Here is a 26,453-nt window from a genome sequence, read left to right as displayed (position 1 = left end):
TTTCTGCCTCTTTCCCGCTGGATTTCCTGCCGAATCGGCGGGATTCCCCCTGTTACTCTCCCTAGAATATCCTAATCATCAGTTTCCTTTCCGCTATTTCACTTGCAATCTAGATTCGGTCTATATTTAGGAGGAATTTTGAGTGAATTATAGAATATAGGTATATCATAACTAACATTTTGTTAGCGGGGAGCCTTTACTTAATTTTATGCAACTTAATGGCTAGTAAGTTAACCGGAAGGATTCATGCTGAAAGAAGGAATATGATTCTTTTTGGAGAATTGAATATACATGAAACTAATTATGGACTTGGGAGACTTCTAATGGAACTTACAATAAGTAAAGATTATTTCAACGAGGCATTATCCGATGTTAGCAGGGCAGTGACAACAAAATCGCTTTTACCAATTCTAACAGGCATAAAGTTGGTCGCTAAGGAGGATTGTTTAATCCTGATTGGCAGCAATTCCAATATTGCAATAGAAAAAATAATTCCTTTAGAAATGAACGGTATCCGGATATTAAACATAGATGAAACTGGCAGCGCAGTTCTTCCAGCTAAATATTTATGTGAAGTTGTAAAAAAATTATCTGATGATATTCATATAAAGGTAACTGGAAATAACGTAGCTAAAATTCAATCTGATGAAGTCATGGTATACCTAAATGGATTTAATCCTGGCAAGTATCCCACTTACCCTTCAATAAAGACAAACCATTTTATACAGATACACAGCTCTGCCTTAATGGAAATAATCAAACAAACTACATTTGCAGTCTCCAAAAGTGAAACAAGACCTGTTCTAACTGGTGTGAATATGTCGTTTAAAGAGAATAAGCTAACCTGTGTTGCGACCAATTCCCATCGACTGGCTTTAAGGAAAGTACCAATAAACTCACAAATTGAAGCTTCTTTCATTGTTCCTGGTGCCAGCCTTACTGAGCTCACAAAACTAATGAATAATGAAAAAGATCTTATACATATTTACATATTAGACAATTATATCGTATTCAAATCGTCGACTACCTCATTATATTCCAGACTTATTGAAGGTAATTTCCCTGGCATCTCTAAACTTATACCAGCCGATTCGAAAACCGTCATGATACTAGATACAGTAAAGTTATTAAAGGGGATAGATCGGGCTCGGCTGTTTGCAAGTGAATGGAAAAATAACAATATATTGATTGAAATGATAGATGGTAAACAAATAAAGATTGCATCAAACTCAACAGACATGGGGAAAATCGAAGAAATAATGGATATCAGAATGGTTCAAGGTGAAATTAATTTAAGTATATCTCTTGATGGAGAATTTCTACTCGATGCTTTAAAAGCCATAAAAGAAAAAGAAGTAAAATTAAGTTTTGGCGGATCCTTAAGACCCGTCTTGATTGAACCAGTTAACAATCCGTCTCATCTTCACCTTATATCCCCTGTACGATCGTATTGATGTAAATCTATTTCTTAGAAAAAAAATAACGGCTGCTTGTACACGGCAGCCGTTATTTTTTATTGAATTCTGTTTTCAACTGCCTGACATACTTCCTCAGCAGTAAGACCATCAGCGTTGATCACTGAAGCTTTTGTTGCTGTATCCTGCATACCCATTACGTTAATATCCAGGCCGGATACAACACAGCAGTCACACCCTTGTGTGTCATTTTCCTGTTTTAATTCGATTACATTATGTCCTTTATCACGTAAAGCTTGTTGAACGTCTGATAAAGATTGCTCCACACCAATTTTAGCCATAACATCCACCTCCTTCTTATGTAAATTGTCCATTAAGGCGACAAATTATACCAAAAATGCAGAAGGTCAATCGAAATATTGGTATATATATTATTATTACTGGTATAGCATTTAGTATTACAATCATGTTAATATTTGAGCAAAACTATTTACTTATAACCAATTTAAGACTATTATTCTATAAAAAGGAAAGAAAAGTGGTGTGAAAATGAAGTCAACTGGGATTGTTAGAAAAGTCGATGAACTCGGCAGAATTGTACTGCCGATTGAACTTAGAAGAACTCTTGATATTAACATAAAAGATTCTATAGAGATTTTTACGGATGAAGACAAAATTATCCTGCAAAAATATACACCGGGTAAGGCTTGTGCCATTACAGGTGAAGTCAGTAATCAGAATATTTCATTAGCCAATGGAAAGATTGTGTTAAGTCAGGAAGGATTACGAATACTAAATTCAGAATTAAATCGAGTGATTGAAAGATAAAAGGCGATTCTTTATCGCCTTTTACCTCGAATTCAAGAGAATTTTGTACTTTCCAGCATAAACGCTAATATGTTTCAATTATTGAACATTTAAATTTACAAAAAGATCACGTAAAAAAGATTAACATCCTTTGAGGCACCACATTGTTCCACCCCTTTATGCAGCCGTCCAACTTTCTGATTTATCATGCAGGCAAAACAAAAAGCATGAGTCCAGTAAAGTACCGAACTCATGCCCTAAATCATCTGCAAAACAATATGTCATTTACTCAATTATTCTTTCACTAGATCCTCGATTGAATCTATATCCATGTAAGTAGGAACAACGAGTCCACTCTTGGCACCTTTTAGATTTGGACCCAGATCGGTTAAATCTTCCTTATACTTATCATAGTAGGCATTATGAGTTAATGGCAGCCAAGCCGCAACCATGGCATCTGCTTTTTGATTGGCAATTGATGCAAACATCGGCCCAATTTCTACCTGCTTTAATTCCGGACTATATCCATGCATTCTTAATACTTCACCAATAACATTTGTTGATGCGATCTCTGACTCCCAGGCAACATAGATTAGACTAATACTTTGTCCTTCTCCCTTTTCTGCACCTGTCAGCCATTGATCCACCTTATTTGGATATTTTTCAATCCATTTGGCGGCTGCCTCTTTTGGTGTCATTCCTCCTTCCATGTCCACCATTACCTCTTCCATATCAGCTGGAGTCCAGTAAAATTGATCTAAGATTTGTTCTGCTCCAGGCAACTCTTCTTTCAAACCTTTTCGGACCAATGTATGGATGTTTTCACTTTGGCCATATACATTCTTGGGATCATCTAAATATTTCAGATCATATTTTTGGAACTTCCAATGCGGTGTCCAACCTGTCAGAATAATTGGATCCTGATTATCGTAAGCTTTTTGAAGCTCAGCAACCATAGCAGCAGATGATCCTTCCTGCAAAGTCCAGTCTTCTTCCAGTCCATATTTCTTCAACACTTCTTCAGTTGCTGACATAATTCCTGCTCCAGGCTCAATACCCACAATTTTATAATCCACCTGATTGCCCACATAAGCATCATCTTTTGTACCTGTTTCTGCAGAAGAAGATAATGCTATATATGCGTATCCTCCAAGGAAAATTAAGATGATGAAACTATAAACCCATTTCTTAGCAATTACTCTTTCATATACAGGAGTTCTGAGGTTTTGCGATAATCTGTCTAAAATAATTGCAATGATAACAAGTGCTAAACCAGCTTCGAATCCTTCACCTACTGCTATTTGCGAAACGGCACGGTATACCTCGGCACCCAATCCAGGCGCACCAACAAGGGATGCCATAACCACCATAGATAAAGAAAGCATGATACTTTGGTTGATTCCGGCCATTATCGTTGAAACAGCCAATGGCAGTTGGACCTTTGTGATTTTCTGCCACGTGGTGGAACCAAAGGCTTGAGAAGCTTCTATTAAATCTGCCGGAACCTCCCGGATTCCTAAGTTCGTCATTCGAATCGTCGGCGCAACAGCGAAAATAAAAGAGGCCACGATTCCCGGAACGACTCCAATTCCAAAGAAAAGGATGGCAGGAATCAGATAAACGAAGCCAGGCATCGTTTGCATGAAATCCAGAATCGGCATTACAATTCTCTTCACCGTATTACTCTGTGACGCCCAAATACCAATTGGGACTCCGACAATAACCGTAATCAGTACGGATGCCAATACTAATGCCAATGTTTGAATCATAGCATCCCATAATCCTAAATTATCAATCAATAATAATCCTATAAACGTTAATAATGCCATGCCCCAATTATTTGTATATAAAACTAGCAGAGTAATCAGGATAATTAACAGAATGGAAGGTCCTAAGCCCAGTACTTCCACACTTGTATCAATAATAGTTTGAATGAACATCGAAATCCAATTAAATAGTGGTCCACATACTTCTGTTACCCAATCAATAAAACGATCTACTCCAGAAGCTATCGGTAATTTTTCTAGGTTCATTGACTTTCCTCCTTATCTTGGAGTACATCTTTGTTACCAGCCAATGCTCCAATGACAACACCACGTACAAGAACACCCTTCAATCTGTTAGCTTCATCAACGATTGCTAATGGGATTTGTGCATTTGCCATATCGTCGAGCAAATCAGATAGAATCGTATTTTCCAATGCTGTTGGCACTTCTTTTGTCATGACCTCTTCTATAGGGATTTTCTTTAGAATAGCTTCTCTTGCCTGGTCGGCGGAGAGCGCCCCAAGCAGTGTCTGCTTGCGGTCTACGATAAATATACTGGAGTATCCCCTGTCTTTCATAATTTGTAAGGCAACACGAGGACCTCTGTCAATTGTAATACGTTCCGCCCGAGTCATAATCGAAGACGCAGTCAGAACATGTGACAAATCGATATCTTCAATAAATCGTTCAACATAATCATTGGCAGGATTCATCATGATTTCCTCAGGAGTTCCCACTTGAATTACCCTGCCATCACGCATCAAAGCGATCCGGTCACCTATTCTTAAAGCTTCATCCAAGTCATGCGTAATAAACACAATTGTTTTTTTGTAATTATCCTGGATCTCCAGCAGCTCATCCTGCATGCTTTTGCGGATAAGTGGATCAAGGGCACTAAATGCCTCATCCATAAGAAGAATATCTGTATCACTGGCCAAAGCCCTCGCAAGTCCAACACGCTGTTGCATCCCGCCGCTCAATTGGGATGGATATTGATCTTCATATCCTTTTAGGCCAACTACTTCTAGTGATTCCATTGCCTTCTGTTTTCGTTCCTGTTCAGGTATTTTTTGAATTTCCAATCCATACTCTGTATTCTCCAGGATAGTTTTATGAGGAAATAGGGCGAAGTTTTGAAACACCATACTAATTTTCTTTCTTCTAGTTTCACGTAATTCAGCCGGTGACATGTTAACAATATTCTCATTATCAATCAAAATCTCACCGGATGTCGGGGCAATTAGACGGTTTAACATTCGAATCAACGTGGATTTCCCACTCCCCGATAACCCCATAACAACAAAAATTTCTCCTTCATAGATATCAAGATTGGCATTATTAACCCCAATCGTACATCCTGTTTTCTTTAAGATATCTTTTTTTGAAGAGCCCTGCTTCAATAATTCAAGTGCAGATTGTGGAGATTTTCCAAACACTTTTACAACATTTTTTATACTTATCTTTGGCTGCAAACAACCACTCCTTCTATGTATTTTTTTGAAACAAACCATTTTCCCCTACTTATTACTATATCCTATTTCGGGAAAATCTAAACTTTTTTGCTCCTTTATACCCTTTTGCATAAGAATTGACACTAAAAAAGCCCCTCTTTTATGAGGGGCCAGACATTCAATTTATCAAATTCTATTCTTCTTCACCAATTATTTTTACTTCTGTTTCCAGGCTGACGCCAAAATTAGCTTTAACCGTGTCCTGAACATGCTTAATCAGCGCCAGATAGTCAGTAGCAGTAGCATCGCCAGTGTTAATGATGAAACCGGCATGCTTTGTAGATACCTGTGCTCCACCAATTTGAGCCCCTTGCAAACCGCTATCCTGAATCAGTTTACCCGCAAAATAGCCAGGCGGACGTTTAAATACACTTCCACAGGAAGGATACTCAAGCGGTTGCTTGGACTCCCTTAAAAAGGTTAACTCATCCATTTTTTCTTTAATTACTTTTACATCTCCCGGTACTGGAACAAAACGGGCTTCTAAAACGATATAATTTTGCTTGGCGATCAAACTGCTACGGTAAGTAAGCTCCATCTCATCCTTCGTCAATGTAAGAAGCTCACCCTTCTCATTTAACACGATAGCTGACTCAATGACCTGTGAAATTTCTCCACCGTAAGCACCAGCATTCATATACACAGCTCCACCGACTGAACCAGGGATTCCGCAAGCAAACTCTAATCCCGTCAGCTTCTGTTCTAAAGCAAATCGGGATACATCAATAATGGTTGCACCGCTCTGGGCAATAATTTTTCCATCTTCCATATAAATCTTATCTAAATGGTTTAGAATCAGGACAATTCCTCTAATTCCACCATCTCTAACAATTAAATTCGATCCATTTCCTAAAATCGTCAACGGAATATCATTCTTATGTGCATAAAGTATCGTATTTTGAACCTCTTCATAGGTTGTAGGCAACACCAAAAAGTCTGCATTCCCACCCGTTTTAGTAAATGTATATTCACGTAAAGGTTCATCCTGTTTAATATGTTCTGCTTGAATAATCTGCTGCAATTCTTCAATTGTTTTTTGTTTATTCATACTCTCAACCTTCTGAATTTATATTTGTCATATCTTATTATATACATGATTCACTCTGGGAAATCACTGCAAATGGTTGGAAATCGCTAAAATCACATTCATGAGTAAAACGATAATCCTGTTAGTGAGATATCTTTAGAACAACCTCATTGACTATCATACTATAAATATGCCCTATAAAAAAATAGTTATATCTATACCAAGATACATCGAGTTAATTAAATGAACCATTTTTCTTTATGTATATGACATATACCTAAACTAATGTGCAAAAAGCATCATCCCTCCTTAAGGATGATGCTAAGTACACACTCTAAGCCCTTTTAATCTCTAATGTTCTTGCAACTAAGGATAAACCGTAATTAACCACAAAATACATAAGTGCAACGAGAATCAGGATGGGGTAAATATAGTTCCCGTTTTGCGCGTAAATAATCTGGCCGTTATGTGTCAGTTCTGGCAATGCAATAATAACCGCTAATGATGTATCTTTTAACAAGGAAATAAACTGACTAACAATAGGTGGAACCATGTTCCGCAAGGCCTGTGGCAAAATAATATGAATAAGTGTCTGTATGTAATTTAAACCTGATGAACGAGCTGCTTCTATATGTCCTTTTGGCACTGAGTTTAGGCCACTTCTGATAATTTCTGAAATCATGGCAGATTCAAAAATGGTTAACGCCATAATGGCCGCAGTCGTTACACTCATATTCAAGGACCAGCCTCTGCTTGGATCCTGTAAACCAAAATAAACAAAGAAAATAATTAGGATTAGTGGCAGATTTCGGATCGTTTCTACGATAACCGCCACAATCTTTGATAACAATGGTACCTTGGCATAACGGATTATTCCTAATATCCCCCCGATAATAAAACTAAGGATAATAGAAATTACAGCAACCTTTAGCGTAACAAGAAATCCATCTACTAAAAATTTAAGATTATCGGGCGTATATGCTCCTGCAAAATCCATGATTACGCCTCCTTACGAGCTTTTTGCCAGGTGTTTTTCTAAATACCCTACACCTAAACTGAGTGGAATGGTGATAACCAAATAGAATATAGCAACAAAAATATAGACATCAAATACAACAAATGTGTGGAGAGAGATCAAATCAGCCTGATACATTAATTCACCGCCAGCAATGACAGCCAAAATGGATGAATTTTTGACTAAATTAATAAATTGATTGCCTAATGGAGGAATAACAACTTTTATAGCCTGAGGCAAAACAATCATTCTCATGGCCTGCCCATAGGTTAAGCCTGATGAACGGGCTGCTTCCATTTGCCCTTTGTGAATTGAAAGAATCCCTGCACGAATGGCCTCTGCTATAAAAGCCGCCGTATAGATCGTTAATGCTAATGATCCCGCCGCAAAGCCTGGCATTTTCGCCCCATAATAAAAGAGAAATGCAATGATCAATAAGGGGATATTTCGTACAAATTCAACATAGGCAGTCCCAATCCAATTAAGTGGCTTGAAAGGCGCAATCCTCATGACTGCGATCACTGCTCCTAAAAAAAAGCTTCCTACGAGGGCTAATAAACTTATTTGTATCGTCTTTAGAAAACCCTCTAAATACATATCCATATTTTCTGCGAGTATAGAAAAATCCAGCAATTGATTCACTCCTCTTAATCAATCAGGATGAGCCTGTATGCCCATCCTGATTGGAGAAATTATTTATTTTTGATCCATTTATTAAGTATCTCATCATAAGTTCCGTTATCTTTAATTGTTTTTAGAGCTTTATTTAATTCATCCACTAATTCTGTATTACCTTTTTTAACAGCGATTCCATATGGCTCTTCCGTAAATTGTCCGCCAACTAATTCATACGAAGGATCTTCATCAACCATTCCATACAGGATGGCATCATCCGTTGTTAAAGCATCTCCTTGTCCGGATTTAAGTGCTGTAAAAGCTTCTGCATAGTTTTCATATTGCAGAACTTCTGCATCCGGTGCTTTTTCTGCTATATTAATAGCAGAAGTAGAACCTTTAACAGCAAGAACTTTGGTACCTGCTTTTAAATCATCTATGCTTTTAATTTTGCTTCCCTTTTTAACAAGCAATGATTGACCTGCTTCAAAATAAACATCTGTGAAATCTACTTCTTTTTTACGTTCCTCTGTAATTGTCATAGTGGCAACAACAGCGTCAATTTTTCCATTCTGTAGCAGTGGCACACGCGTTTTAGAAGTTACTTCTACGAACTCTACTTTATTTTCATCCCCGATTACCTCTTTAGCCAATGCTTTTGCAATGTCCACATCAAAGCCTTCTACTTTACCAGTGCTTGTATTTTTCAATCCAAACAGACGTGTATCATTTTTCACACCAAATACGATTTTATCTTTATCCTTAATTTTTTCCAGACCGTTTTCAGATGATCCTCCGGTTGTTTCTTCTTTACTACCGCAGGCTGTCAACATGAATACAGCAATGATTGAGAGTATTGATACCTTCCAAAACTTTTTTAATGACATTCTTTTTCCCCCTTATTAATGATTTAAAATACGGCTTAAGAATGAACGAGCCCTTTCTTCCTGTGGATTCGTAAAGAATTCAGCCGGTGTGGATTCTTCTAAAATTTTTCCTTCATCCATAAAGACAATACGATTAGCAACCTCTTTCGCAAAGCCCATTTCATGCGTGACGACAACCATCGTCATGCCTTCCTTCGCCAGCGCTTTCATAACATCCAATACTTCACCAATCATCTCAGGATCGAGAGCAGAGGTTGGTTCATCAAAAAGCATAACTTCCGGATTCATCGCTAATCCTCTCGCAATAGCAACACGCTGTTGCTGCCCGCCGGAAAGCTGGGCAGGAAATGCATTTGCCTTATCAGGGATACCTACTTTTTCAAGATATAGTTTTGCGGTCTTTACGGCTTCCTCTTCAGACTTACCCAACACTTTCATAGGAGCCAATGTTATATTTTGAAGGACTGTTTTATGAGGATATAAATAAAAATGCTGAAATACCATACCGATATCACGACGAAGCTCGTTGATATTTGTCTTTTTATCCGTCACCGAAATACCATTTACTTTTAAAGTACCGCTATTAATCGCTTCGAGACGATTAATACATCTGAGCATCGTACTTTTACCAGATCCCGAAGGTCCAATTACGACTACTACTTCTCCCTTTTCAATTTGTAGATTTATATCTTTTAGAACATGAAAATCACCAAAATACTTATTTACATGATCAAAGACAATCAAAATACTTCCCCCTTGCTGATATTTGCGGCAATATTTTATATTTTCTGATATTATATGGACTACTTAGAATTATATGTATATAAAGTTTGTCCGTCAACCAAATTAAAACAATGTTTTCCATTTTTGGGGTAATTATACTTAGATAAGATTCATGAAATAACCTCTTATTATCATGGGAATATACTATTTTATTATCTGTGTGTAGTGGTTTAATCATTCTAATAGAATTGAAGTAGCAAATTCATCTCATCTAGATGTAAAACTTGCTGTACTAAGAAGTGTCATACTCTGAGGTAATAGAAATGTAGATCTAAAGATGTTTAAAAGGAATATTTCCTCCGATAAATGAAAAAGCAAAATAGGAACATGTTACTACATTTGTTCAATCCTATTTTACCTATATTTCATCATATAATTTAGATTTTACTGGTATATTATAACATTATCAATCATATTTTTTAAAAATTATAACATATTCTACTTAAACCAGCCTTTTTCTTTAAATCGAGAGATAGCTTCTATTCGATTATTGACGTCCAGTTTATCAAGTATGACAGAGATATAGTTTCGAACCGTCCCTGTTGTTATAAATAGTTGATTGGCAATTTCCTTCGTATTTTTCCCATCAGCTATTAAGCCCAAAACCTGCTGTTCACGTTCCGTAAGAGGGTTTTCCTCTTCATAAATCATGTCAACCAGTTCGGGTGCATAAATACGTCGTCCATCCATAATAACCCTGATAGAGTTGGCCAGTTCTTCACTCGGACTGTCCTTTAACAAATACCCGCGTACATCCGCTTTTCGTGCCCTTTCAAAATAACCTGATCTCGCAAAGGTTGTAAGTATAATTACTTTGCATGCGCTTCCTTTTAATTCTTCTGCGACATCGAGTCCACTTTTTCCAGGCATTTCTATATCCATCACACAAACATCTGGCTTATGCTGTTTGATCATGGATATAGCTTCCTCTCCATTTTTAGCTTTACCAACTACCGTCATATCTGGTTCTAAATCTAACAATGCGCCTAATGCACCAAGCAGCATTCTTTGATCTTCAGCTATTACGATTTTAATCATGCCATTACCTCCTGTTGAACGTTCCGCTCTATCAGTGGAATTTTAAAAATTAATTCTGTTCCTGAATTAACCCGAATATCAAGGCTTCCATTCACAAATTCAAGCCGCTCCCTCATTCCCTTTAATCCATTCCCTTTACCCATTTCTTTTTCAACAATTCCTGTTCCATTATCCTGAATAATCATTGTTAATTCTGTATGCGTTTTTTTAATATCGAGTCTGCATTCATTGGCCCTGCTATGCTTCACGATGTTAGTAATAGCTTCCTTTAAACACATACTCAATACATTTTCCACAAGCAGCGGAATCTTCTGGATACTCTCTTCTCCTTCAACATAAAATTCCATTTGAGCTGCTCTCAATATTTGCTTGATACGGATTAATTCATCCTCCATTTTGGTGCCCCTCATATCAGCTACAATGTCACGCACTTCTTTTAATGCTGTTCTTGCAGTCACTTGAATATCTTTCAATTCATTCTTTGCCTGCTCCGGATTTATTTGTACCAGCCTACCGGCCAAATCACTTTTCAGTCCAATCAACGAGAGTTTCTGACCAAGAATATCATGTAAGTCCCTTGCAATTCGCTGGCGTTCCTGAAGCTTAACTAAATCTGATATTTGTTTGTGAGCATCTTTCAGCTCAGCCTCCAGCCTTTCTCTTTTGTGAATATTATAGGAGCTCAATGGAAGTAAAATAACACCAATTACACATATTAAAATAAAAGGAAATTGTGAAAAGAAGAGTGGATTCTGAGTAATGAATCCCCAATTAACCGTCAGTACTGTGCCTCCAACATGAATACCATATAAAATAAAGAAACCTACCTTATTCTCAACAGTTCCAATATAATAAGCCAGAAAGAGTGAAAAATAAACAAATCCAAAAATTAATGACATAGCTATACAAATTGCCATTTGAATTCCTACCCAGAAATAAACAAATCCACCTTTTGAAATGGCTGAAATACGATTACTAATAAAAAATAGCAGAATAAGAATGACTCCTGACACCATCATAAAAATAGATTTTGTGTGGAAAATGAAGTAGAAAGGGAGAATACTAAATACAAGCCAAATATAAAGATTCAATCCTTTATTATTTGGAAATAATTGATTCAAAGCGTTCAATTGCCCTCTCCCCCTCCATTGATTTTACTTCAGCATATACCAGTAAATTAAAAAAATACAGTAAATTTACTGTATTTTTTTGTAACATCTAAATTATGATTTTACCTTACCAGCACGCCCATTTATATCTTTAAAGCTCACAAATCCTTTACCTTTTTCATCCCATAAGCGAAAACGGATGGCCTTTAAGCTTGAAGATATCGTAATGGTTGTAGCTTGCTGTAAAGGAGCAGTCTCATTATGGACTTTTTCAAGATGGTAATTTGGTACTCTTGGACTTAAATGATGGACATGGTGAAATCCTATATTCCCTGTCACCCATTGAAGAACTCTTGGAAGTTTATAATAGGAGCTTCCGTCGATTGCCGCTTTGACATAGTCCCAATCTTTTTCTTCCTCAAAATATGAATCTTCAAATTGATGCTGTACATAGAATAACCAGATTCCCAGAGCACCTGCAATAAACAAGATCGGCAATTGAATCAATAAAAATTCTTTCCAACCGATGAGCAAGCACATAGACGCATAAATGACGACGATAGATAGATTGGTAATATACGTGTTTATGCGTTCTTTTCTTCTGGCACCTTTACGATTGAAACGATTTGTAACTAAAAATAAATAGATTGGACCTAATCCAAACATGACAATTGGATTCCGATATAGTCGATATATTAACTTTTCCTTAAACGAGGCCATCTTGTATTCCTCGACAGTCATGATCCAAATATCTCCGGTTCCACGCTTATTCAAATTACTGCTTGTCGCATGGTGAATGGAATGACTTCTTTTCCACTGTTCATATGGAAACATGGTAATAACTCCAGTTATCGTCCCTAAAATGTCGTTCCATTTCCTATTTTTAAAAAAGGATTGATGGCAGCAATCATGGAAGATAATAAACAATCTAATAACAAAACCGGATGTAAGTACCGCAAAAAACAATGTCAGCCAATACGAAATTTCCAGGCTTTGATAGGCAGCAAACCAAAGAATTAAAAACGGAATAAATGTATTTAGAATTTGTTTTACACTTGATTTTGTATTCGCCTTTTCATAGGGAGCAATTTGTTTTCTTAAGGATATATTCTTCTCCTTGGACATTTTATTCACCTCTATAACAATATTTATTCTTAATGTTATAGAATAGTTCAACTCCAAACTAGTCATAAACGTCAATAGGTGAACATGACATATGTCATATACAAACATTTTAGAATAAACTGAATAATTCATTTGCAAATCATACATAATTAAACTATAGTTAATGTAATCACTTACTTAAAGGAGGAATGTATTATGGAAACTCAAATCGTAAATATAGTTTCTGTCAATTTCATATCACAGCCCTCTGGTAAGGATGCATAAAATTCCTTTATTTTAACATGATTGAATTTGCATATATCCATGGGCTGTGTGCGCCCATGGTTTTTATTTGTCCGATCTGTCTATAACACAGAAACGACATGAAGGAGACCAACGTATTTGGCCTCCTTTTTATTTTGCAATCAAAAACAATCATATGGAGGAATTTAAATTGAATTTAAAACAATTAGGTTGGAATCAGCATTTTGAAGAAGCTTTCAAACAATATAGCAATAAAGAATATACAGTAGGCCGCGTGGCTTTAGAGCATAAAGGTATGTATCGTGTTTTCTCGGCAGATGGTAATCTTTTAGCTGAAGTTACAGGCAAAATGCGTCATGAAGCAAAGGAAAGCTCAGATTTTCCCGCAGTCGGTGATTGGGTTGCCATCACTTCCCGAAAAGAGGAGCAAAAAGCAACCATCCACGCAGTACTGCCAAGAAGAAGTAAATTCTCAAGAAAGAAAGCTGGAGTGACTACTGAAGAGCAACTTGTCGCAGCCAATATCGATACCATTTTCTTAGTCAACGCACTTAACACCGATTTTAATATGCGCAGGCTGGAACGTTACTTATTAATGGCTTGGGAAAGCGGAGCAAATCCTGTCATTATTTTAAGCAAATCTGATTTATGTGATGATGTTGATCAAAAAATCAGAGAAGTAGAGGCAGTCTCATTAGGTGTACCCATTCATGCTATCAGTGCGGAAAATAGGATAGGTTTAGAGCAATTAGACCCTTATATCCAAGAAGGTAAAACAGTTGCTTTACTTGGTTCATCTGGTACCGGTAAATCAACATTAACAAATGTACTATACGGAGACAGCATCCTAGAGGTTAAATCCATTCGGGAAGATGACGATAAAGGGAGACACACAACTACACACCGAGAACTAGTTATCCTTAATGGAGGAGGGATCATAATTGATACTCCCGGAATGAGGGAATTACAATTATGGGAAGCCGACGAAGGAATCAGTCATAGTTTCACTGATATAGAAGAATTAGCTTCACAATGTAAATTCACAGACTGTAAACACAAAACCGAACCAAGTTGCGCAGTACAGGAGGCAATATCCAATAAAACGCTGAGTAAAGAACGCTTTGCCAGTTACCTAAAACTCCAACGCGAACTCGCCTACCTAAACCGAAAAGAAAACCAACGCGCCGCACTCGCGGAAAAAGCTAAATGGAAAAAAACAAAAGGCTGAAGGGCCCCGCTCAGCCGCGACAAGCGTAAGAAGAGGCGCGCAGGGAGAACGATTCTTCCTCCCGTAGCGGCTATTCTTACGACCTCGAGCGGCTAGGCCCTGAAGCTAGATTAAGCAAAAAGCGGAGACGGCTTGCCCAGAAGCGAGGAGCATAAGACAGGAACTCGGAAGGAGGTGTTCTCCCTCCTGTAGAGTTCATGCTTATGTCCTGAGCTCCTAGGCCCTGAATCTGGATTAAGCAAAAGGCTGAAGGGCTGGGTTAAGGAACGAAGACTAAATTCGCCACATCCTGTGGTAATGTCATCGTTCTTTTTCTTTTGCACTACCTTATCTTTCTGAGTGAACTGCCCACTCAAATCAAACCTCTCTTATACAAACCCTCTTACATAAAAAAAATTACAAAATTCTCCTCCCAGTGCAGAATATTCAATCATTTAACCAAAATATGTTAAAATCATCATGACAAAATGATTATCCATATTTACAAGATAAAAGGCAGGCCTTTGTACAGAAAGAGGAGATTTAAATGAATAGTCCAATAGGAAGAAAAAAGCGGACAGAAAAATTATTAAAAGAGATGGGAATCCCAATAAATACACACTTACATACATTAGAAAGTGAAAATAGCCTGCATTTTAAAGATATTGAACAGGTGATTGACCGAATTATTGCCATCACCATAGTATCGGCTAAAGGCAGCGGTGCCCCCGATGAAACGATCGACGAATTTTTAGAGAGTTACAATGCGAAAGAATTATTTTCTCCTGAGGAAAAAGAGTTCATTGAGAATGAAGAACCTGACCAGGACGAATATAACACCTACTCCTGGAAAATTGAATGTAACTCTGCCCTTTTATGGGCCATTAATCTGATACCCGATCTTCCATTCCCACATACTTTATCCGATGTAGAAACACTTTATGATCTTGTATTGCATTCTACCAAGGAAGAGCTATTGGAACGGGCTTCCTATCGGGACAAAAATGAAATACTGGATGCACTCGATCTTTTGTACAGACTCCATTGGGCTATTGCCGAAACTCGTATGAATAATGAAGAATTTCCGGTTGAAATTAGTCCCGGTGTTGTTTACGAGAGAAGATATGCTCTAAATTGGATGATTAATATCTTGGATGAGGAATGGGACGATATATCAATGGATACAATCTAAACCTATACTATATTCGATCAATTCAGATGGGGATGCCTTGGCTTGCAGTTTCGTCACTACTTGTTACGAACTTACCATATCCCCTCCATTTGGATGGAGGATTTGCCCCGACATATAGCTCGAATCATCTGATGCTAAAAATACATAGCTGGGGGCAATTTCAAATGGTTGGCCTGCTCGCTTCATCGGTACCTCAGGAGTTAATGTTCCAAAAGTCTTTACCTCTTCAGCTGAAAATGAAGACGGAATCAGCGGTGTCCAAATTGGTCCTGGAGCTACACCATTTACCCGAATCCCCTTTTTTATTAAAGAAAGAGAAAGCGAACGCGTAAATGTAACAACCGCCCCTTTCGTTGCTGAATAATCCAATAGCTTAGGGTGACCATTATATGCTGTTACGGAAGCTGTATTTATAATAGAAGACCCACGCTGGAGATGTGGCAGGACAGCCTTCACCATAAAAAAATAGGAATAAATATTCGTACGAAATGTTAAATCAAGTTGTTCCTCCGTAATATCCTCAATCCGTTTTTGAACAAACTGTACAGCATGATTATTTACCAAAATATCGATCTTTCCAAATTCGTCCAAACATTGACGAACGGCAGCCACTGACATATCCTCATGGGTAAGATTTCCACATATAAGCAGGCACTTAACCCCTAGCTTCTCGATTCTTTCTTTTGTTTCCTCGGCATCCTCATGCTCATACAGATATACAATAGCAACATTCGCACCCTCTTTCGCAAAAGAATAGGCGACCGCTCTGCCAATACCTGAATCTCCTCCTGTAATAAGCGCAGTCTTCCTCTCCAGCTTTCCGCTCCCTTTGTAGTATGGATTTTCAGATATAGGTCTAGGATTCATTACATATTCCAACCCCGGATGCTCGCTTTGATGTTGAGGAGGAAAAGCAATCGGTACATCTTTACAATATCTTTCCTTCCTTAAATACTTATAGTATGGATACATATAATTCAGACCTCCCGAATTTTAGCCTCACTATTATGCGTATAGCAGAAAAGTGTCCTATATGCACCCTGGGGTTATATATTTATTAAAATAGCCCATCAAGAGACAGGTGGCTTCCTATAATCCCTTTAACATAAAAAAGACACCCACTCTGGGTGCCCTTCATTTAAATACTTTTTACATTTTGGATAATGAATCCACTTTTTGGGTAGGTTGGTATTCTGGTCTTACTGATTGCTAAGTCCTGTTCGGGTACTTCATAATCAATATCTTTAACTAGAAAATCAACAGTTGTTTGCAAAATCTTGACGGTAGCCCATTCCCCTGCACAACGGTGTCCCTTATCATAATCTCCGCCGCCTTGTGGAATAAAGGCAAATGGGCTGTCCTTCCATTCTCTAAATCGCTCAACGTTAAATGTATCTGGATCATCCCAAAGATTCGGATGATGATTGGTTCCGTATAGATCCAAAAGAACCAATGTCCCTTTTTTGAACGGATATTCATTCCAATAAAAGTCTTTGCGGACTCTGGCTCCTAAAAATGGTGCAAAAGGATAATAGCGACGTACTTCCTGTACAAACATTTTATTGTACACTTCATTATTGGTTTTCAATAATTTACGTACCTCAGGATAATCATGCATCGCTATAGCACAGAATACAACAAAATAACAATTAGCCACCACAGGTCGAATGATATTAATTAATTCGACCGCAGCCAATTCCGGTTCCAACAATTCACCAGTCAAATCACGATGATTAGCTATGATCGATAAAGCAGTACCTTGCTCAGCTCTTAGTTTCCCATCCCGTACTTGTCCAATAATATCAGCAACCCACTTATCTGAGTCTCTTCTTGCCCATCTGCCTTTTTGGTATCTTGGACCCACTCCACCAATAGAATCAACTAAATTAAACATTTCTTCTGCTCTCTTTTTTACTTCCTTTTCTTTTAACGGAACTCCAGCCCACTCACAGGCAATCCTGTAAAGAACTTGTTTAGCCTCTTCCATTAAAATCACTTTTTTACTCTTTTCCCATTTAGGGATAACCGATATCCATTGTTTTTTTGTGATTTCCTGGAGTTTGTCCAAACTTTGGTGTGTCATAATCGACATGAACATCCCTTTACGATGTCGGTGTTCTTCTTCATCCAGCGTTTGTACACCATTTTTACCAAAAAGAGATTTCTGAATTCTCATCGGAATTGCCGGTTTACGAATAAATCGATCTTCATCATAGAAGGCTCTTCCAGCTTCCTCTCCTGTCATACAAATAACCTTCTGTCCCAGAAGGCGAGTCTGAAATATGTCCGAATTGAATTGCTTTCGCCTGTTAGAAATAAATTCGTACCCTTCTGATAATAGGGTAAGGGTGTTATCAACGGTTTTTTCACGAGGAATTTCTTTTATACCTTTCATATCAACAGCTCCTCATATATAGTCCATAATAAAACAGGATACCCCTCAGAAAAGTATATAAACATACTATTCATGCATGCCATTTCCGTTCTGTACCAACTAGCTGCCCTAATAGAAATAAGACTTACGTAATCCGTAAGTCTCTAATCAATTTTCAATATATACATGCTGGGAAAGTTCATGTTTTAAATGTTGCGGTATAGGTTCTGTTTTCTGAGTCTCCAAATTAAAATTAACATATACTGCTGTCCCTTTGGCACAAACCTGACCATTCTGGTGAATCTCCTCATACAGCTCCAAGCTTGTATTTCCAATGCGTTTAACCCATGTGAAAACTTCGACATTTGTACCGAAATATATTTGTCTACTATAATCTATATTCATATTTAGAATGATCATTTTCCATTTCTGAAATGAGAGATCTGGAGTAAACAGTTTAAAAATCGGGTTCCTTGCTGCTTCAAGCCAAATGGGAATCGTCGTATTATTGACATGGCCAATGCCATCTGTTTCAGAAACTCTCGGCTCTATCGTTTTCTTATACATACCGGCCTCCCGCCTCCCTACTCAAAGGCACTCCTTTATATGCACGCTGATAAATGTTCAATATATCATCCTTATTTAAAGGGAGCGGACTTCTGGCCAGCAGCCTTGTCTGTTTGTTCGCATCATCGGACAATCCTACCAACGAGGCTTCCTTCACACCATATTCTTTCAATGTGACAGGCAATCCAACGTCCTCTATCAATTGATGAAACACCTCGAATGGCGTCTGCTTTTCATCTCCCAGCATCGTTACTAGATGACTCATTTTATCCTGGCAATGTTCCTTAATATAGTCCATTACATAAGGCAGCAATACAGCATTCGATTCACCATGAGGCAGTTTGTATTGACTTCCTAGTGGATACGCAAGTGCATGGACACCGGCTACACCTGCATTGTGAAAAGCCAGGCCAGCCAGATAACTCCCATGGCTCATTGCTGATCTTGCTTCCGGGGTCTCACCATTTTGTACAGCCCTGCGGATTGCCCCTCCAATAAGCTTAATTGCTTGAATGGCAATCCCATCCGTCACATCATTCGCTTGGACTGAAAGATATGACTCTATCGCATGTGTCAAAGCATCCACACCGGTAGCAGCCGTAATTCGTCTTGGTACAGAAACAGTCAGCTGCGGATCGACAATTGCCAGATCAGACAACAAATACTTATGGGTAATGACATCTTTTGTTCCATCAAGTGATAACACGGCAATATCCGTCACTTCACTTCCAGTCCCCGAGGTGGTCGGGATTAATATTTTTTGTTTCCCTTTACGGAGGATTGGTTTTGTCCCAGTTAAATTTAAATAGTCGGCAACATCCCCTTCATTGTCAGATATAACCGCGGCCAGCTTAGCTAAATCCAATACCGATCCTCCGCCAATACCTACAATACAATCAAAATCTTCTATTCTTGCAAAATCGACCAATCGTTGAGCACAAGCAAGAGTCGGCTCTGGCTCTACATCTGTGTAAATTTCAACTCTATATTTTGATTGCAATGGAGTCATATAAGGTGTAAGCAATCCAATATCAAGTAATATTTGGTCAGTGATTAGCAGGATTTTATTACTTTTCATAGATTGCAAACCTTCATCCAGTCTCTCCATTGAACCCCAGCCGATAAAAGTTTGACTTGGTAATTTAATAGTAGACAACACCATCACAGCCTCCTTTTCTCTATTAATGACTCTTTACTGAAAATCTAAAGACTTCTTTTACATACTTCGTTATAAACCGTCTATTTCCTGTTATATTTTTAACAACTACACAATTTTCTTCCAATTAAATATAAATTTTACATCTATTATCTATTTTAATATGATAGAAGTAACCACTTTCCCATCGATATAAAACTAATATGCCAAGGATTGCAGGAGATGAAGATGCATGAAAATCAAGAAAGTCCTTAATAATAATGCCGTTATTGTCATGGATGAAAATCAGGAAAAAATTGCGCTGGGTCCAGGAATTGCATTTAATAAAGGGAAAAACGATATCATCAATAGGAATAAGATCGATAAACTATTTGTTATCAAAAACAGTGATCATTTTGATCAGCTTTTGCCCCAAATCCCCAATGAGCATATGATTCTAACACAGGAGATTATTCAGTATGCTGAGGATTGCCTTCAAGTAAAATTAAATCCCCATATCTTTATTGCTCTCGCAGACCATCTTACGTTTGCGATTGAACGCCATGAAGATGGTATATTTATAAAAAATAAACTTATCCCCGAAATAAGAGTTTTATATAAAAAGGAGTTTGACATAGGCATTTGGGCGATCAATCATGTTAAGGAGAAAATAGGTATACAAATGCCCATAGATGAAGCTGCCTTTATCGCGCTCCATCTGCATACGGCATCTATTCCGTCTGGAAATCTGCAAGTCTCCCTGCGCCAAACTTCTATTATTAATGAAATTGTACATATGATCAGGGACTATTTTTCTATCAGTTTAGAAGAAACAGGACTTTCCTACGAGCGCTTAATAACTCATTTTCGCTACACCCTGTATAGAGTCAATGAAGCTCCTGAACGCACAATGGATGAAGAAATGCTAATGATGATAAGCAGTAAGTTTCCTTCCTCTTACCAATGTGCTAAAACAATCGCAGAACATCTATCTACACAGCATGGCATACATCTTCCCTCTGAGGAAATTGGCTATATTACGATTCATATTGAGAGATTGCGAGGCAGAAAGGGATGATTATGTTATTTATTGCTGATAGCTTTGACCGCTTCTCTCATAGTTGAACTTGTAATACTAAAAAAAGCTCTTTCCATATCGACTGGAAGGAGCTTTCGTTTGAGTTGCATTATAGGCTAGATGCCTGCAAAAAATGAAGCTAAGTTGCCAATTTAATAGGATCCACTTGAAATTCTATGATTGTATCTTTCATTTAAAACGATTATGAACTAGTTCTTTACTAATTTTTTTAATTCATCAGCAACAAACTGAACGTTTGTACCGACAATAACCTGCAGACTTTCCCTTCCGGTTATCTTAATACCATGTACACCGGTTGATTTAATTTTATTTTGATCAACCGCTTCCATATTTTTGACTTCCAGTCTAAGGCGAGTTGCACAATTATCAACAGAAACGATATTTTCTTTCCCACCCAATCCTGTATAAATCGCAGCAGCTAAACTAGCATATTTATTTTCAATAGTGGCCGCAGCAGATTGCATTCCATTTGCCTCATTCTCCAATTCTTCTCCTCTTCCAGGTGTATTAAGATTAAATTTCACAATAATGAACCGGAACAAGAAATAATAAATGACTGCAAAAATTAATCCTTGGACAATCAGCATATAAGGCTGATTAGCAAGCGGTAATCTGAAACTTAGGGCAAAGTCTATAAAACCAGCACTGAATCCAAACCCCGCTGTCCAATGAAAAGTGGCGGCAACCGCTAGAGAAATTCCTGTCAATACAGCATGGACTAAGTATAATAATGGGGCTGCAAACATAAAAGCAAACTCAAGAGGTTCTGTCACACCTGTAAAAAATGCAGCAAAGCCTGCAGCAAGCATTAAGGAAGCAATCTGTTTCTTATGTTTTGTTTTCGCCGTATGATACATAGCCAATCCAGCAGCAGGTAACCCAAACATCATTACCGGGAAGAATCCGGCCTGATACATTCCAGTGACACCTTTTACACCTTCACCTTTCCAGAAGTTACTGATATCATTAATGCCCGCAACATCAAACCAGAATACTTGGTTTAACGCATGGTGTAGACCGGTTGGTATTAATAATCGATTGAAGAATCCGTAAAGACCGGCACCTACAGCTCCCAATTTAGAGATACCTTCACCAAATGAAATCAGTGTTGTATAAACAGGAGGCCAAACAAAGAGTAAAACGATAGAGACAACCAGCATGGCTAAGGCTGTCATAATTGGTACCAAACGTTTACCGCTAAAGAAAGCCAATGCATCCGGAAGCTTGACATGACTGAATCTGTTATACATGGAAGATGCTATAATACCTGATATGATTCCGACAAATGCATTTTTGATTTTATCAAAGCCTGGTTGCACATTTTCTAATTCAATCCCCTTTAACATCGCAACCGTCTCCGGTGCCAGCAGGGTCGTTACAACTAAAAAGGCAACTAAGCCACTTAAAGCAGCTGAACCATCCCGATCCTTTGACATTCCAAGCGCCACACCGACTGCAAACAGGATTGGAATACTGTCTATAATTGATGATCCGGCTTTGATTAAGAAGGCTGCCACAGGACTCTCTGCACCCCAGCCACTCGGGTCAATCCAGTAACCAAGTCCCATCAAAACAGCAGCAGCAGGCAAAACTGCGACAGGCAACATTAACGAGCCGCCCAGCCTTTGTATATACTTCTTCACTTTACTCCCTCCACTTCTTTTAATTAGTGAGCTAGACTACGCTTTCAAGCCATAAATTTGACCAGATTTTGAAAACGTTTTCAAAATAATGCACTTTCCTAAAGTTCTCATCACCTCCTTTCATGTATAATAAAAAATAGTTTTAGATTGTCATAATAACCGTTTCACCTTGTGTACACGTTCCCTTACTGCCGTAGGTAATTTCCTTATCGCTATTCATCACTATAATTGGAGTAACCGTACTTTCAACTCGCTCCTCTAAATACGCCCAATCCACCTCTATCAACAATTGTCCAGCTCTCACCTGTTCTCCTTCTTTAACAGAAGGCTGAAATCCTTCTCCATTTAAGGCAACAGTTTCAAGACCAATATGAATTAAGACCTCAATACCAGATTTACTACGGATCGCAATGGCATGTTTGGTTGGAGCAATCATGATAATCTCTCCATTAATAGGCGCATATACATGGCCGCCCGATGGCTGAATTGCAATACCCTCTCCCATCATTTTTTGGCTGAATACCGGATCGGGAACCTCTTCAATTGAAATAACTGTACCATTTAACGGTGCCACCAAATTATTCTCTTTCTTCTTAAAAAAACTAAATGCCATTCTTAATTGCTCCTCTCTGTCTATAGATATGAATTGTATTTAGAAATTAATCTTCATCCTGTCCCATTGAACAAAAAAGGCATGGCGGAATTAGAAATAGGTTACTTCTAACCTATCACTTTACCACCATGCCTGATCGTATCAGTTACATGTGAGACAGATAACATTTCTATCTCCATAGTATCATTTTTCTTATGTAAATTACAGGGGAATTTTGGATGCACTTACAATCTTTTTATATTTTCACTACCCTTATACCATTCATGAAATTCGACAACGACTTCCTTTGGTACATCAGGTAATGAAGTAATGACAACCGGCTTGGAGCGATTGGTGAATTCCAATGTAGCCACGTTAAATTTACGCTGCAGCCATGAATATTTACTCACGGTTTGCTGAATATTCTTACGTTTTGTTAAAAAGGTTTCTGTAATTAAACCGCCATTTCGTACTTGGATGAAAGCATCCGTTTGCAAATAGCTTGTAAATTTATAATTAAGGAGGCGGAGAATCAGCTCAATTACAAATACACCTATAGCCAACCAAATCCAGTCTTTCTTGAATAAAAAGAGACCGATCAAAGCAGCAATCGTCCAGTAATAAGGGCGAATTAGCCTTAGCCATAATACGTGCTTCGGTAAATGAGTCATTTCTTCTTCAATATGATAATCTGGCAATAATTCATTCGTTAACGAATAGGCTTCATGCTTTGGTAAAAATGGATAAAGTGAACTAATCTCCTGTTCACTACTCTCTGTTTGGCCGGCACTTACTACCTTGACCTCGGCCATCCCCAGAAGACGCTTGATTAAAGACTGTTTAATCGTAATCGCCTGAACCCTGCTTTTTTGTATAGAAAAAGTGTTTCTGTTCAACACTCCTTTAGAAATATAAATCCTTTGATTATCACCGGCTATTTCATAATTCCCATACTTGATGACAGTTTGGATATATCCTATTCCAAAAGAAAGAAGAAGCGCAATTATAATCAACGGAACCAATAAACCTAAGTGATTCATAAAGTAGGTAAACACTGCTTTAGTGGATTCCTCTACATTAAAAAAATCATCAATATTTGAGTACACAGCTGCCAGAAGAGGGAAAATGGCTAGAAAACTGAATGACGTCAGCGCAGCTTTTAGGTTATCTTTTTGAGTGGAGCGGAAGTAGATCTGTTTTTCAACGACTTCTTCTTCTTTTGCTTCATCTAACCGATTGGAATTTTTCCTGTATACTAAATCAAGGATGCGATCCGCTTCCTCTGAACTAACAGCCTCAAAGATTAGAGTCGATTCGTCATCCGTAGTCCCGGTTTCAAGTTTAATCGTTGTTAGCCCAAGCAGCTTATGAATAAAGTTTGTTTGAATATGATGGTCCTGAATTCGTTCATAGGTTGTTGTACGCAGCTTTTTAACCAACACACCCTCATGAAGAACGATCGCTTCTTCGTTCAATTCATAGGTATTTGAATACCATTTTAATGGAATGTATATAAGGGCCCAGGCAACAACAGCCCAAAATGCATATCGCGCCCATACAACCCAACCGGTCTCTGTGCCAGCATTTAAAATAAATAGGAAGATGATAATAAATAAGAGACTTTTAATAAATGAAACGATTTCTATAAGAATCCAGGCAGGATGCTGTCTTTTTTTAGAGTGATTCATAACTCCTGCTCCATTCCTTTTTCATCACGGTCTTTAACCTTCGCGAAAATCGCAATTTGCTCCCTTAAAGCGATCGCTTGTTCAGCTGGTATCGCTGGAATCGTATGATTTGTAGTTGTGGTTCCTATTTCAACATCATAAAGCTGATACTTTCGTAAGAAGGGGCCTTGATGTGTCGATACATATTCTACTTTTGCCATCGGAATCACAATGTGCTCTACAATAAAATGGCCACGCTTCAATTGAACGTATTCCTCGTCAATCTCGTATCTCCAGGTTTTATATTTATAGTACGGTTCAAATAAAATTTCATAAATAGCTGAAAGCACTGTCAAACCTATAAGCACGATTAAAGTATAGGTGATCCACGTTTTCCATTCATACATTTCAGATAGATACCATAATACCCCAGCTACGAGGATAGTGGCTCCATGCCCAAGTGTTTTGGACAGCCTCCAAACCAATATACTGTCCTTCGATATTCTCTGCGTCGGTTCTTGAATCTGTAAATACATTGCTCCACATCCCTGCTTATCTTTTACTATCTATACGTGAGGATAGATATTTACTCTGTTATGCTCCTATCCCTTATTTCGACAAAAAACCTTCTATTCCTTTCAATCAAATAAAAAAACCCGGTAACTAGCCTTACCGAGTTGTATCCTTCCAGGTTTATCCCAGCTTGATTGAGATACTGCATTTAGCCTGTAACTCATCGTGCGCAGGTAAACGAACAACACCTTCCATCTGTTCAAATCCACCAGGTAATGCCATCCATGGTTCAAGACATACATATTGATCCGGCCGTTCTGACCACACAACAATGGTAGTAAAGTCGTTGCTATACTCTACTTCTATAGTGTCTTGATTATTACTTAGTCTGGATATCCCTTCAGATACCGGATTGAAATTCTTTGCATCCTGAATAGGTAAATCTTTTAGATTTTCTTCGTACTTTTTTGTTATGCCATCTTCATTATCAACATATTGAGTTGCTGGAATTTCATAACGACTGTTTGGATGATTCGCATTAAAATAAGGATGAAAACCAGCATAGAATGGCATGGTTTCTGATGATAAATTTTTGTAGGTTTGGTAGATACTTAGTTTTCCGTCTTCCAATTTATACGTAAATTCTAGAGAAAAATGAAAAGGGTATTGTTTAAAGCTTTCTTCATCATCCTGCAGTTGTAAAGTAGCCCAATTTGAAGCTTGATCGATTACTTTCCAAGCTTTATTCCGGGCAAATCCATGCTGTCGCATTGTATATGTATGTCCGTTTAATTGATATTCATTGTTTGGTAATGGACCACAGATTGGAAACAGAACCGGGTTTCCTCCGCGGATATTTTTTGCTGGATCCGCAAACGTTTCCTCTTGTAAATATAAAATGTCCTTTCCATGAAGAGTTAGCTGAATTAAGATGCCCCCTCTTTCCGGACATAAAACCGCTCTTGAATCTGTGGCTTTTTCCGTAAGAACGATTACGTTATAACCCGCCATTACTTCCATCGTCATTCCGTTCACTCCTTAAACCTAAATTGATTTATATTTGTGAATTATACCACAATTCATACTCATATTGATTAATGGCTAGACAAAAAAACACAGTTTC

The 26,453-nt window shown here is 38.0% G+C and carries 25 protein-coding genes; 5 read left to right on the top strand and 20 right to left on the bottom strand.

Translation table 11 applies throughout. The features are described 5' to 3' along the window. Positions 1 to 323: 323 nt before the first annotated feature. On the top strand, positions 324 to 1,454 hold the full coding sequence (gene dnaN, locus AC4G3N_RS11705) for a DNA polymerase III subunit beta (RefSeq protein WP_066106897.1): 1,131 nt from the start codon (positions 324 to 326) through the stop codon (positions 1,452 to 1,454). A 59-nt stretch (positions 1,455 to 1,513) separates the two neighbouring features. On the opposite strand, the gene AC4G3N_RS11700 is transcribed toward dnaN, so the two are convergent. Then, entirely contained in the window at positions 1,514 to 1,756 is a 243-nt protein-coding gene (locus tag AC4G3N_RS11700; RefSeq protein WP_066106389.1) for a YkuS family protein, read from the bottom strand. A 208-nt stretch (positions 1,757 to 1,964) separates the two neighbouring features. On the opposite strand from AC4G3N_RS11700, the gene AC4G3N_RS11695 reads away from it, so the two are divergent. Next, positions 1,965 to 2,243 carry an AbrB/MazE/SpoVT family DNA-binding domain-containing protein gene (locus AC4G3N_RS11695; RefSeq protein ID WP_066106388.1) on the top strand — a complete coding sequence of 93 codons (279 nt, stop codon included), beginning with the start codon at positions 1,965 to 1,967 and terminating at the stop codon, positions 2,241 to 2,243. 272 nt (positions 2,244 to 2,515) lie between these two features. Here AC4G3N_RS11695 and AC4G3N_RS11690 read toward each other — a convergent pair whose 3' ends face one another. The 10 genes from AC4G3N_RS11690 to desA all read right to left on the bottom strand — a co-directional run bounded on the left by AC4G3N_RS11690 (position 2,516) and on the right by desA (position 13,098). Next, positions 2,516 to 4,255 carry a glycine betaine ABC transporter substrate-binding protein gene (locus AC4G3N_RS11690; RefSeq protein WP_066106386.1) on the bottom strand — a complete coding sequence of 580 codons (1,740 nt, stop codon included), beginning with the start codon at positions 4,253 to 4,255 and terminating at the stop codon, positions 2,516 to 2,518. Continuing rightward, on the bottom strand, positions 4,252 to 5,460 hold the full coding sequence (locus tag AC4G3N_RS11685; protein WP_066106383.1) for a quaternary amine ABC transporter ATP-binding protein: 1,209 nt from the start codon (positions 5,458 to 5,460) through the stop codon (positions 4,252 to 4,254). Before AC4G3N_RS11685 ends, AC4G3N_RS11690 begins: the two co-directional genes overlap by 4 nt. Before the next feature lie 172 nt (positions 5,461 to 5,632). Further along, the gene (murB, locus tag AC4G3N_RS11680; RefSeq protein WP_139892247.1) at positions 5,633 to 6,547 is read right to left on the bottom strand and encodes a UDP-N-acetylmuramate dehydrogenase; all 915 of its coding nucleotides are present in this window, start codon (positions 6,545 to 6,547) and stop codon (positions 5,633 to 5,635) included. Positions 6,548 to 6,860: 313 nt separating this feature from the next. After that, the gene (locus tag AC4G3N_RS11675; protein WP_139892246.1) at positions 6,861 to 7,523 is read right to left on the bottom strand and encodes an amino acid ABC transporter permease; all 663 of its coding nucleotides are present in this window, start codon (positions 7,521 to 7,523) and stop codon (positions 6,861 to 6,863) included. Between the two features lie 12 nt (positions 7,524 to 7,535). After that, positions 7,536 to 8,171 (bottom strand): amino acid ABC transporter permease, encoded by a 636-nt coding sequence (locus AC4G3N_RS11670; protein ID WP_140461923.1) that lies wholly within the window; start codon positions 8,169 to 8,171, stop codon positions 7,536 to 7,538. A gap of 62 nt (positions 8,172 to 8,233) precedes the next feature. Further along, a complete protein-coding gene (locus AC4G3N_RS11665) occupies positions 8,234 to 9,043 on the bottom strand; it encodes a transporter substrate-binding domain-containing protein (RefSeq protein WP_148630689.1) in 810 nt (269 codons plus the stop codon). Between the two features lie 15 nt (positions 9,044 to 9,058). Next, on the bottom strand, positions 9,059 to 9,787 hold the full coding sequence (locus tag AC4G3N_RS11660) for an amino acid ABC transporter ATP-binding protein (RefSeq protein WP_066106365.1): 729 nt from the start codon (positions 9,785 to 9,787) through the stop codon (positions 9,059 to 9,061). Positions 9,788 to 10,264: 477 nt separating this feature from the next. Continuing rightward, positions 10,265 to 10,864 (bottom strand): response regulator transcription factor, encoded by a 600-nt coding sequence (locus AC4G3N_RS11655; protein WP_139892244.1) that lies wholly within the window; start codon positions 10,862 to 10,864, stop codon positions 10,265 to 10,267. After that, positions 10,861 to 11,994, bottom strand: a complete 1,134-nt coding sequence (locus AC4G3N_RS11650) for a sensor histidine kinase (protein ID WP_491090249.1) — start codon at positions 11,992 to 11,994, stop codon at positions 10,861 to 10,863. Before AC4G3N_RS11650 ends, AC4G3N_RS11655 begins: the two co-directional genes overlap by 4 nt. Positions 11,995 to 12,087: 93 nt before the next feature. Then, positions 12,088 to 13,098: a Delta(5) desaturase DesA gene (gene desA, locus AC4G3N_RS11645; protein ID WP_139892242.1), complete on the bottom strand. Its 1,011-nt coding sequence runs from the start codon at positions 13,096 to 13,098 to the stop codon at positions 12,088 to 12,090. Positions 13,099 to 13,531: 433 nt separating this feature from the next. Between desA and rsgA the strand changes: the two genes are divergently transcribed. Then, on the top strand, positions 13,532 to 14,569 hold the full coding sequence (gene rsgA / locus AC4G3N_RS11640) for a ribosome small subunit-dependent GTPase A (RefSeq protein WP_491090248.1): 1,038 nt from the start codon (positions 13,532 to 13,534) through the stop codon (positions 14,567 to 14,569). 526 nt (positions 14,570 to 15,095) lie between these two features. Continuing rightward, positions 15,096 to 15,740: a DUF4272 domain-containing protein gene (locus tag AC4G3N_RS11635; protein ID WP_491090247.1), complete on the top strand. Its 645-nt coding sequence runs from the start codon at positions 15,096 to 15,098 to the stop codon at positions 15,738 to 15,740. Positions 15,741 to 15,803: 63 nt separating this feature from the next. Here AC4G3N_RS11635 and AC4G3N_RS11630 read toward each other — a convergent pair whose 3' ends face one another. From AC4G3N_RS11630 to AC4G3N_RS11615, 4 genes are all read right to left on the bottom strand, one after another. Next, the gene (locus AC4G3N_RS11630; protein WP_066106347.1) at positions 15,804 to 16,712 is read right to left on the bottom strand and encodes an SDR family oxidoreductase; all 909 of its coding nucleotides are present in this window, start codon (positions 16,710 to 16,712) and stop codon (positions 15,804 to 15,806) included. A 166-nt stretch (positions 16,713 to 16,878) separates the two neighbouring features. Further along, positions 16,879 to 18,135: a CYP152 family fatty-acid peroxygenase CypC gene (gene cypC / locus AC4G3N_RS11625; RefSeq protein ID WP_491090246.1), complete on the bottom strand. Its 1,257-nt coding sequence runs from the start codon at positions 18,133 to 18,135 to the stop codon at positions 16,879 to 16,881. Between the two features lie 147 nt (positions 18,136 to 18,282). After that, positions 18,283 to 18,681 carry an acyl-CoA thioesterase gene (locus AC4G3N_RS11620; RefSeq protein WP_066106341.1) on the bottom strand — a complete coding sequence of 133 codons (399 nt, stop codon included), beginning with the start codon at positions 18,679 to 18,681 and terminating at the stop codon, positions 18,283 to 18,285. After that, on the bottom strand, positions 18,674 to 19,843 hold the full coding sequence (locus AC4G3N_RS11615; protein WP_491090245.1) for an iron-containing alcohol dehydrogenase: 1,170 nt from the start codon (positions 19,841 to 19,843) through the stop codon (positions 18,674 to 18,676). The genes AC4G3N_RS11620 and AC4G3N_RS11615 overlap by 8 nt, the downstream gene beginning before the upstream one ends. A gap of 226 nt (positions 19,844 to 20,069) precedes the next feature. Between AC4G3N_RS11615 and AC4G3N_RS11610 the strand changes: the two genes are divergently transcribed. Beyond that, the gene (locus AC4G3N_RS11610; RefSeq protein WP_066106335.1) at positions 20,070 to 20,894 is read left to right on the top strand and encodes a PRD domain-containing protein; all 825 of its coding nucleotides are present in this window, start codon (positions 20,070 to 20,072) and stop codon (positions 20,892 to 20,894) included. Positions 20,895 to 21,103: 209 nt separating this feature from the next. Here the strand turns inward: AC4G3N_RS11610 and nagE are convergent, their stop codons facing one another. The 5 genes from nagE to AC4G3N_RS11585 form a co-directional block, all read right to left on the bottom strand. Continuing rightward, a complete protein-coding gene (gene nagE, locus AC4G3N_RS11605) occupies positions 21,104 to 22,558 on the bottom strand; it encodes an N-acetylglucosamine-specific PTS transporter subunit IIBC (RefSeq protein WP_490552468.1) in 1,455 nt (484 codons plus the stop codon). Between the two features lie 142 nt (positions 22,559 to 22,700). Further along, on the bottom strand, positions 22,701 to 23,171 hold the full coding sequence (locus AC4G3N_RS11600) for a PTS sugar transporter subunit IIA (RefSeq protein WP_066106329.1): 471 nt from the start codon (positions 23,169 to 23,171) through the stop codon (positions 22,701 to 22,703). Between the two features lie 224 nt (positions 23,172 to 23,395). Beyond that, positions 23,396 to 24,838, bottom strand: a complete 1,443-nt coding sequence (locus tag AC4G3N_RS11595) for a PH domain-containing protein (protein WP_139892237.1) — start codon at positions 24,836 to 24,838, stop codon at positions 23,396 to 23,398. After that, entirely contained in the window at positions 24,835 to 25,353 is a 519-nt protein-coding gene (locus AC4G3N_RS11590; RefSeq protein ID WP_066106323.1) for a PH domain-containing protein, read from the bottom strand. The genes AC4G3N_RS11595 and AC4G3N_RS11590 overlap by 4 nt, the downstream gene beginning before the upstream one ends. A 157-nt stretch (positions 25,354 to 25,510) precedes the next feature. Next, entirely contained in the window at positions 25,511 to 26,356 is an 846-nt protein-coding gene (locus tag AC4G3N_RS11585) for an aldose epimerase family protein (RefSeq protein ID WP_139892235.1), read from the bottom strand. Positions 26,357 to 26,453: the final 97 nt, after the last annotated feature.

The organism is Bacillus sp. z50, assembly GCF_058313585.1.
Note: the sequence above shows the minus strand (reverse complement) of the source record. Positions and strands in the feature narration are given on the sequence as shown.

Bases quoted from the DNA above. Each gene is read 5' to 3' on its own strand.
- AC4G3N_RS11595 (WP_139892237.1), bottom strand. From the start codon at position 24,838: ATGAATCACTCTAAAAAAAGACAGCATCCTGCCTGGATTCTTATAGAA.
- AC4G3N_RS11675 (WP_139892246.1), bottom strand. From the start codon at position 7,523: ATGGATTTTGCAGGAGCATATACGCCCGATAATCTTAAATTTTTAGTA.
- AC4G3N_RS11695 (WP_066106388.1), top strand. From the start codon at position 1,965: ATGAAGTCAACTGGGATTGTTAGAAAAGTCGATGAACTCGGCAGAATT.
- AC4G3N_RS11600 (WP_066106329.1), bottom strand. From the start codon at position 23,171: ATGGCATTTAGTTTTTTTAAGAAGAAAGAGAATAATTTGGTGGCACCG.
- AC4G3N_RS11635 (WP_491090247.1), top strand. From the start codon at position 15,096: ATGAATAGTCCAATAGGAAGAAAAAAGCGGACAGAAAAATTATTAAAA.
- desA (WP_139892242.1), bottom strand. From the start codon at position 13,098: ATGTCCAAGGAGAAGAATATATCCTTAAGAAAACAAATTGCTCCCTAT.
- murB (WP_139892247.1), bottom strand. From the start codon at position 6,547: ATGAATAAACAAAAAACAATTGAAGAATTGCAGCAGATTATTCAAGCA.
- AC4G3N_RS11700 (WP_066106389.1), bottom strand. From the start codon at position 1,756: ATGGCTAAAATTGGTGTGGAGCAATCTTTATCAGACGTTCAACAAGCT.
- cypC (WP_491090246.1), bottom strand. From the start codon at position 18,135: ATGAAAGGTATAAAAGAAATTCCTCGTGAAAAAACCGTTGATAACACC.
- dnaN (WP_066106897.1), top strand. From the start codon at position 324: ATGGAACTTACAATAAGTAAAGATTATTTCAACGAGGCATTATCCGAT.
- AC4G3N_RS11610 (WP_066106335.1), top strand. From the start codon at position 20,070: ATGAAAATCAAGAAAGTCCTTAATAATAATGCCGTTATTGTCATGGAT.
- AC4G3N_RS11590 (WP_066106323.1), bottom strand. From the start codon at position 25,353: ATGTATTTACAGATTCAAGAACCGACGCAGAGAATATCGAAGGACAGT.
- AC4G3N_RS11615 (WP_491090245.1), bottom strand. From the start codon at position 19,843: ATGGTGTTGTCTACTATTAAATTACCAAGTCAAACTTTTATCGGCTGG.
- AC4G3N_RS11690 (WP_066106386.1), bottom strand. From the start codon at position 4,255: ATGAACCTAGAAAAATTACCGATAGCTTCTGGAGTAGATCGTTTTATT.
- AC4G3N_RS11585 (WP_139892235.1), bottom strand. From the start codon at position 26,356: ATGACGATGGAAGTAATGGCGGGTTATAACGTAATCGTTCTTACGGAA.
- AC4G3N_RS11655 (WP_139892244.1), bottom strand. From the start codon at position 10,864: ATGATTAAAATCGTAATAGCTGAAGATCAAAGAATGCTGCTTGGTGCA.
- AC4G3N_RS11620 (WP_066106341.1), bottom strand. From the start codon at position 18,681: ATGTATAAGAAAACGATAGAGCCGAGAGTTTCTGAAACAGATGGCATT.
- AC4G3N_RS11630 (WP_066106347.1), bottom strand. From the start codon at position 16,712: ATGTATCCATACTATAAGTATTTAAGGAAGGAAAGATATTGTAAAGAT.
- AC4G3N_RS11665 (WP_148630689.1), bottom strand. From the start codon at position 9,043: ATGTCATTAAAAAAGTTTTGGAAGGTATCAATACTCTCAATCATTGCT.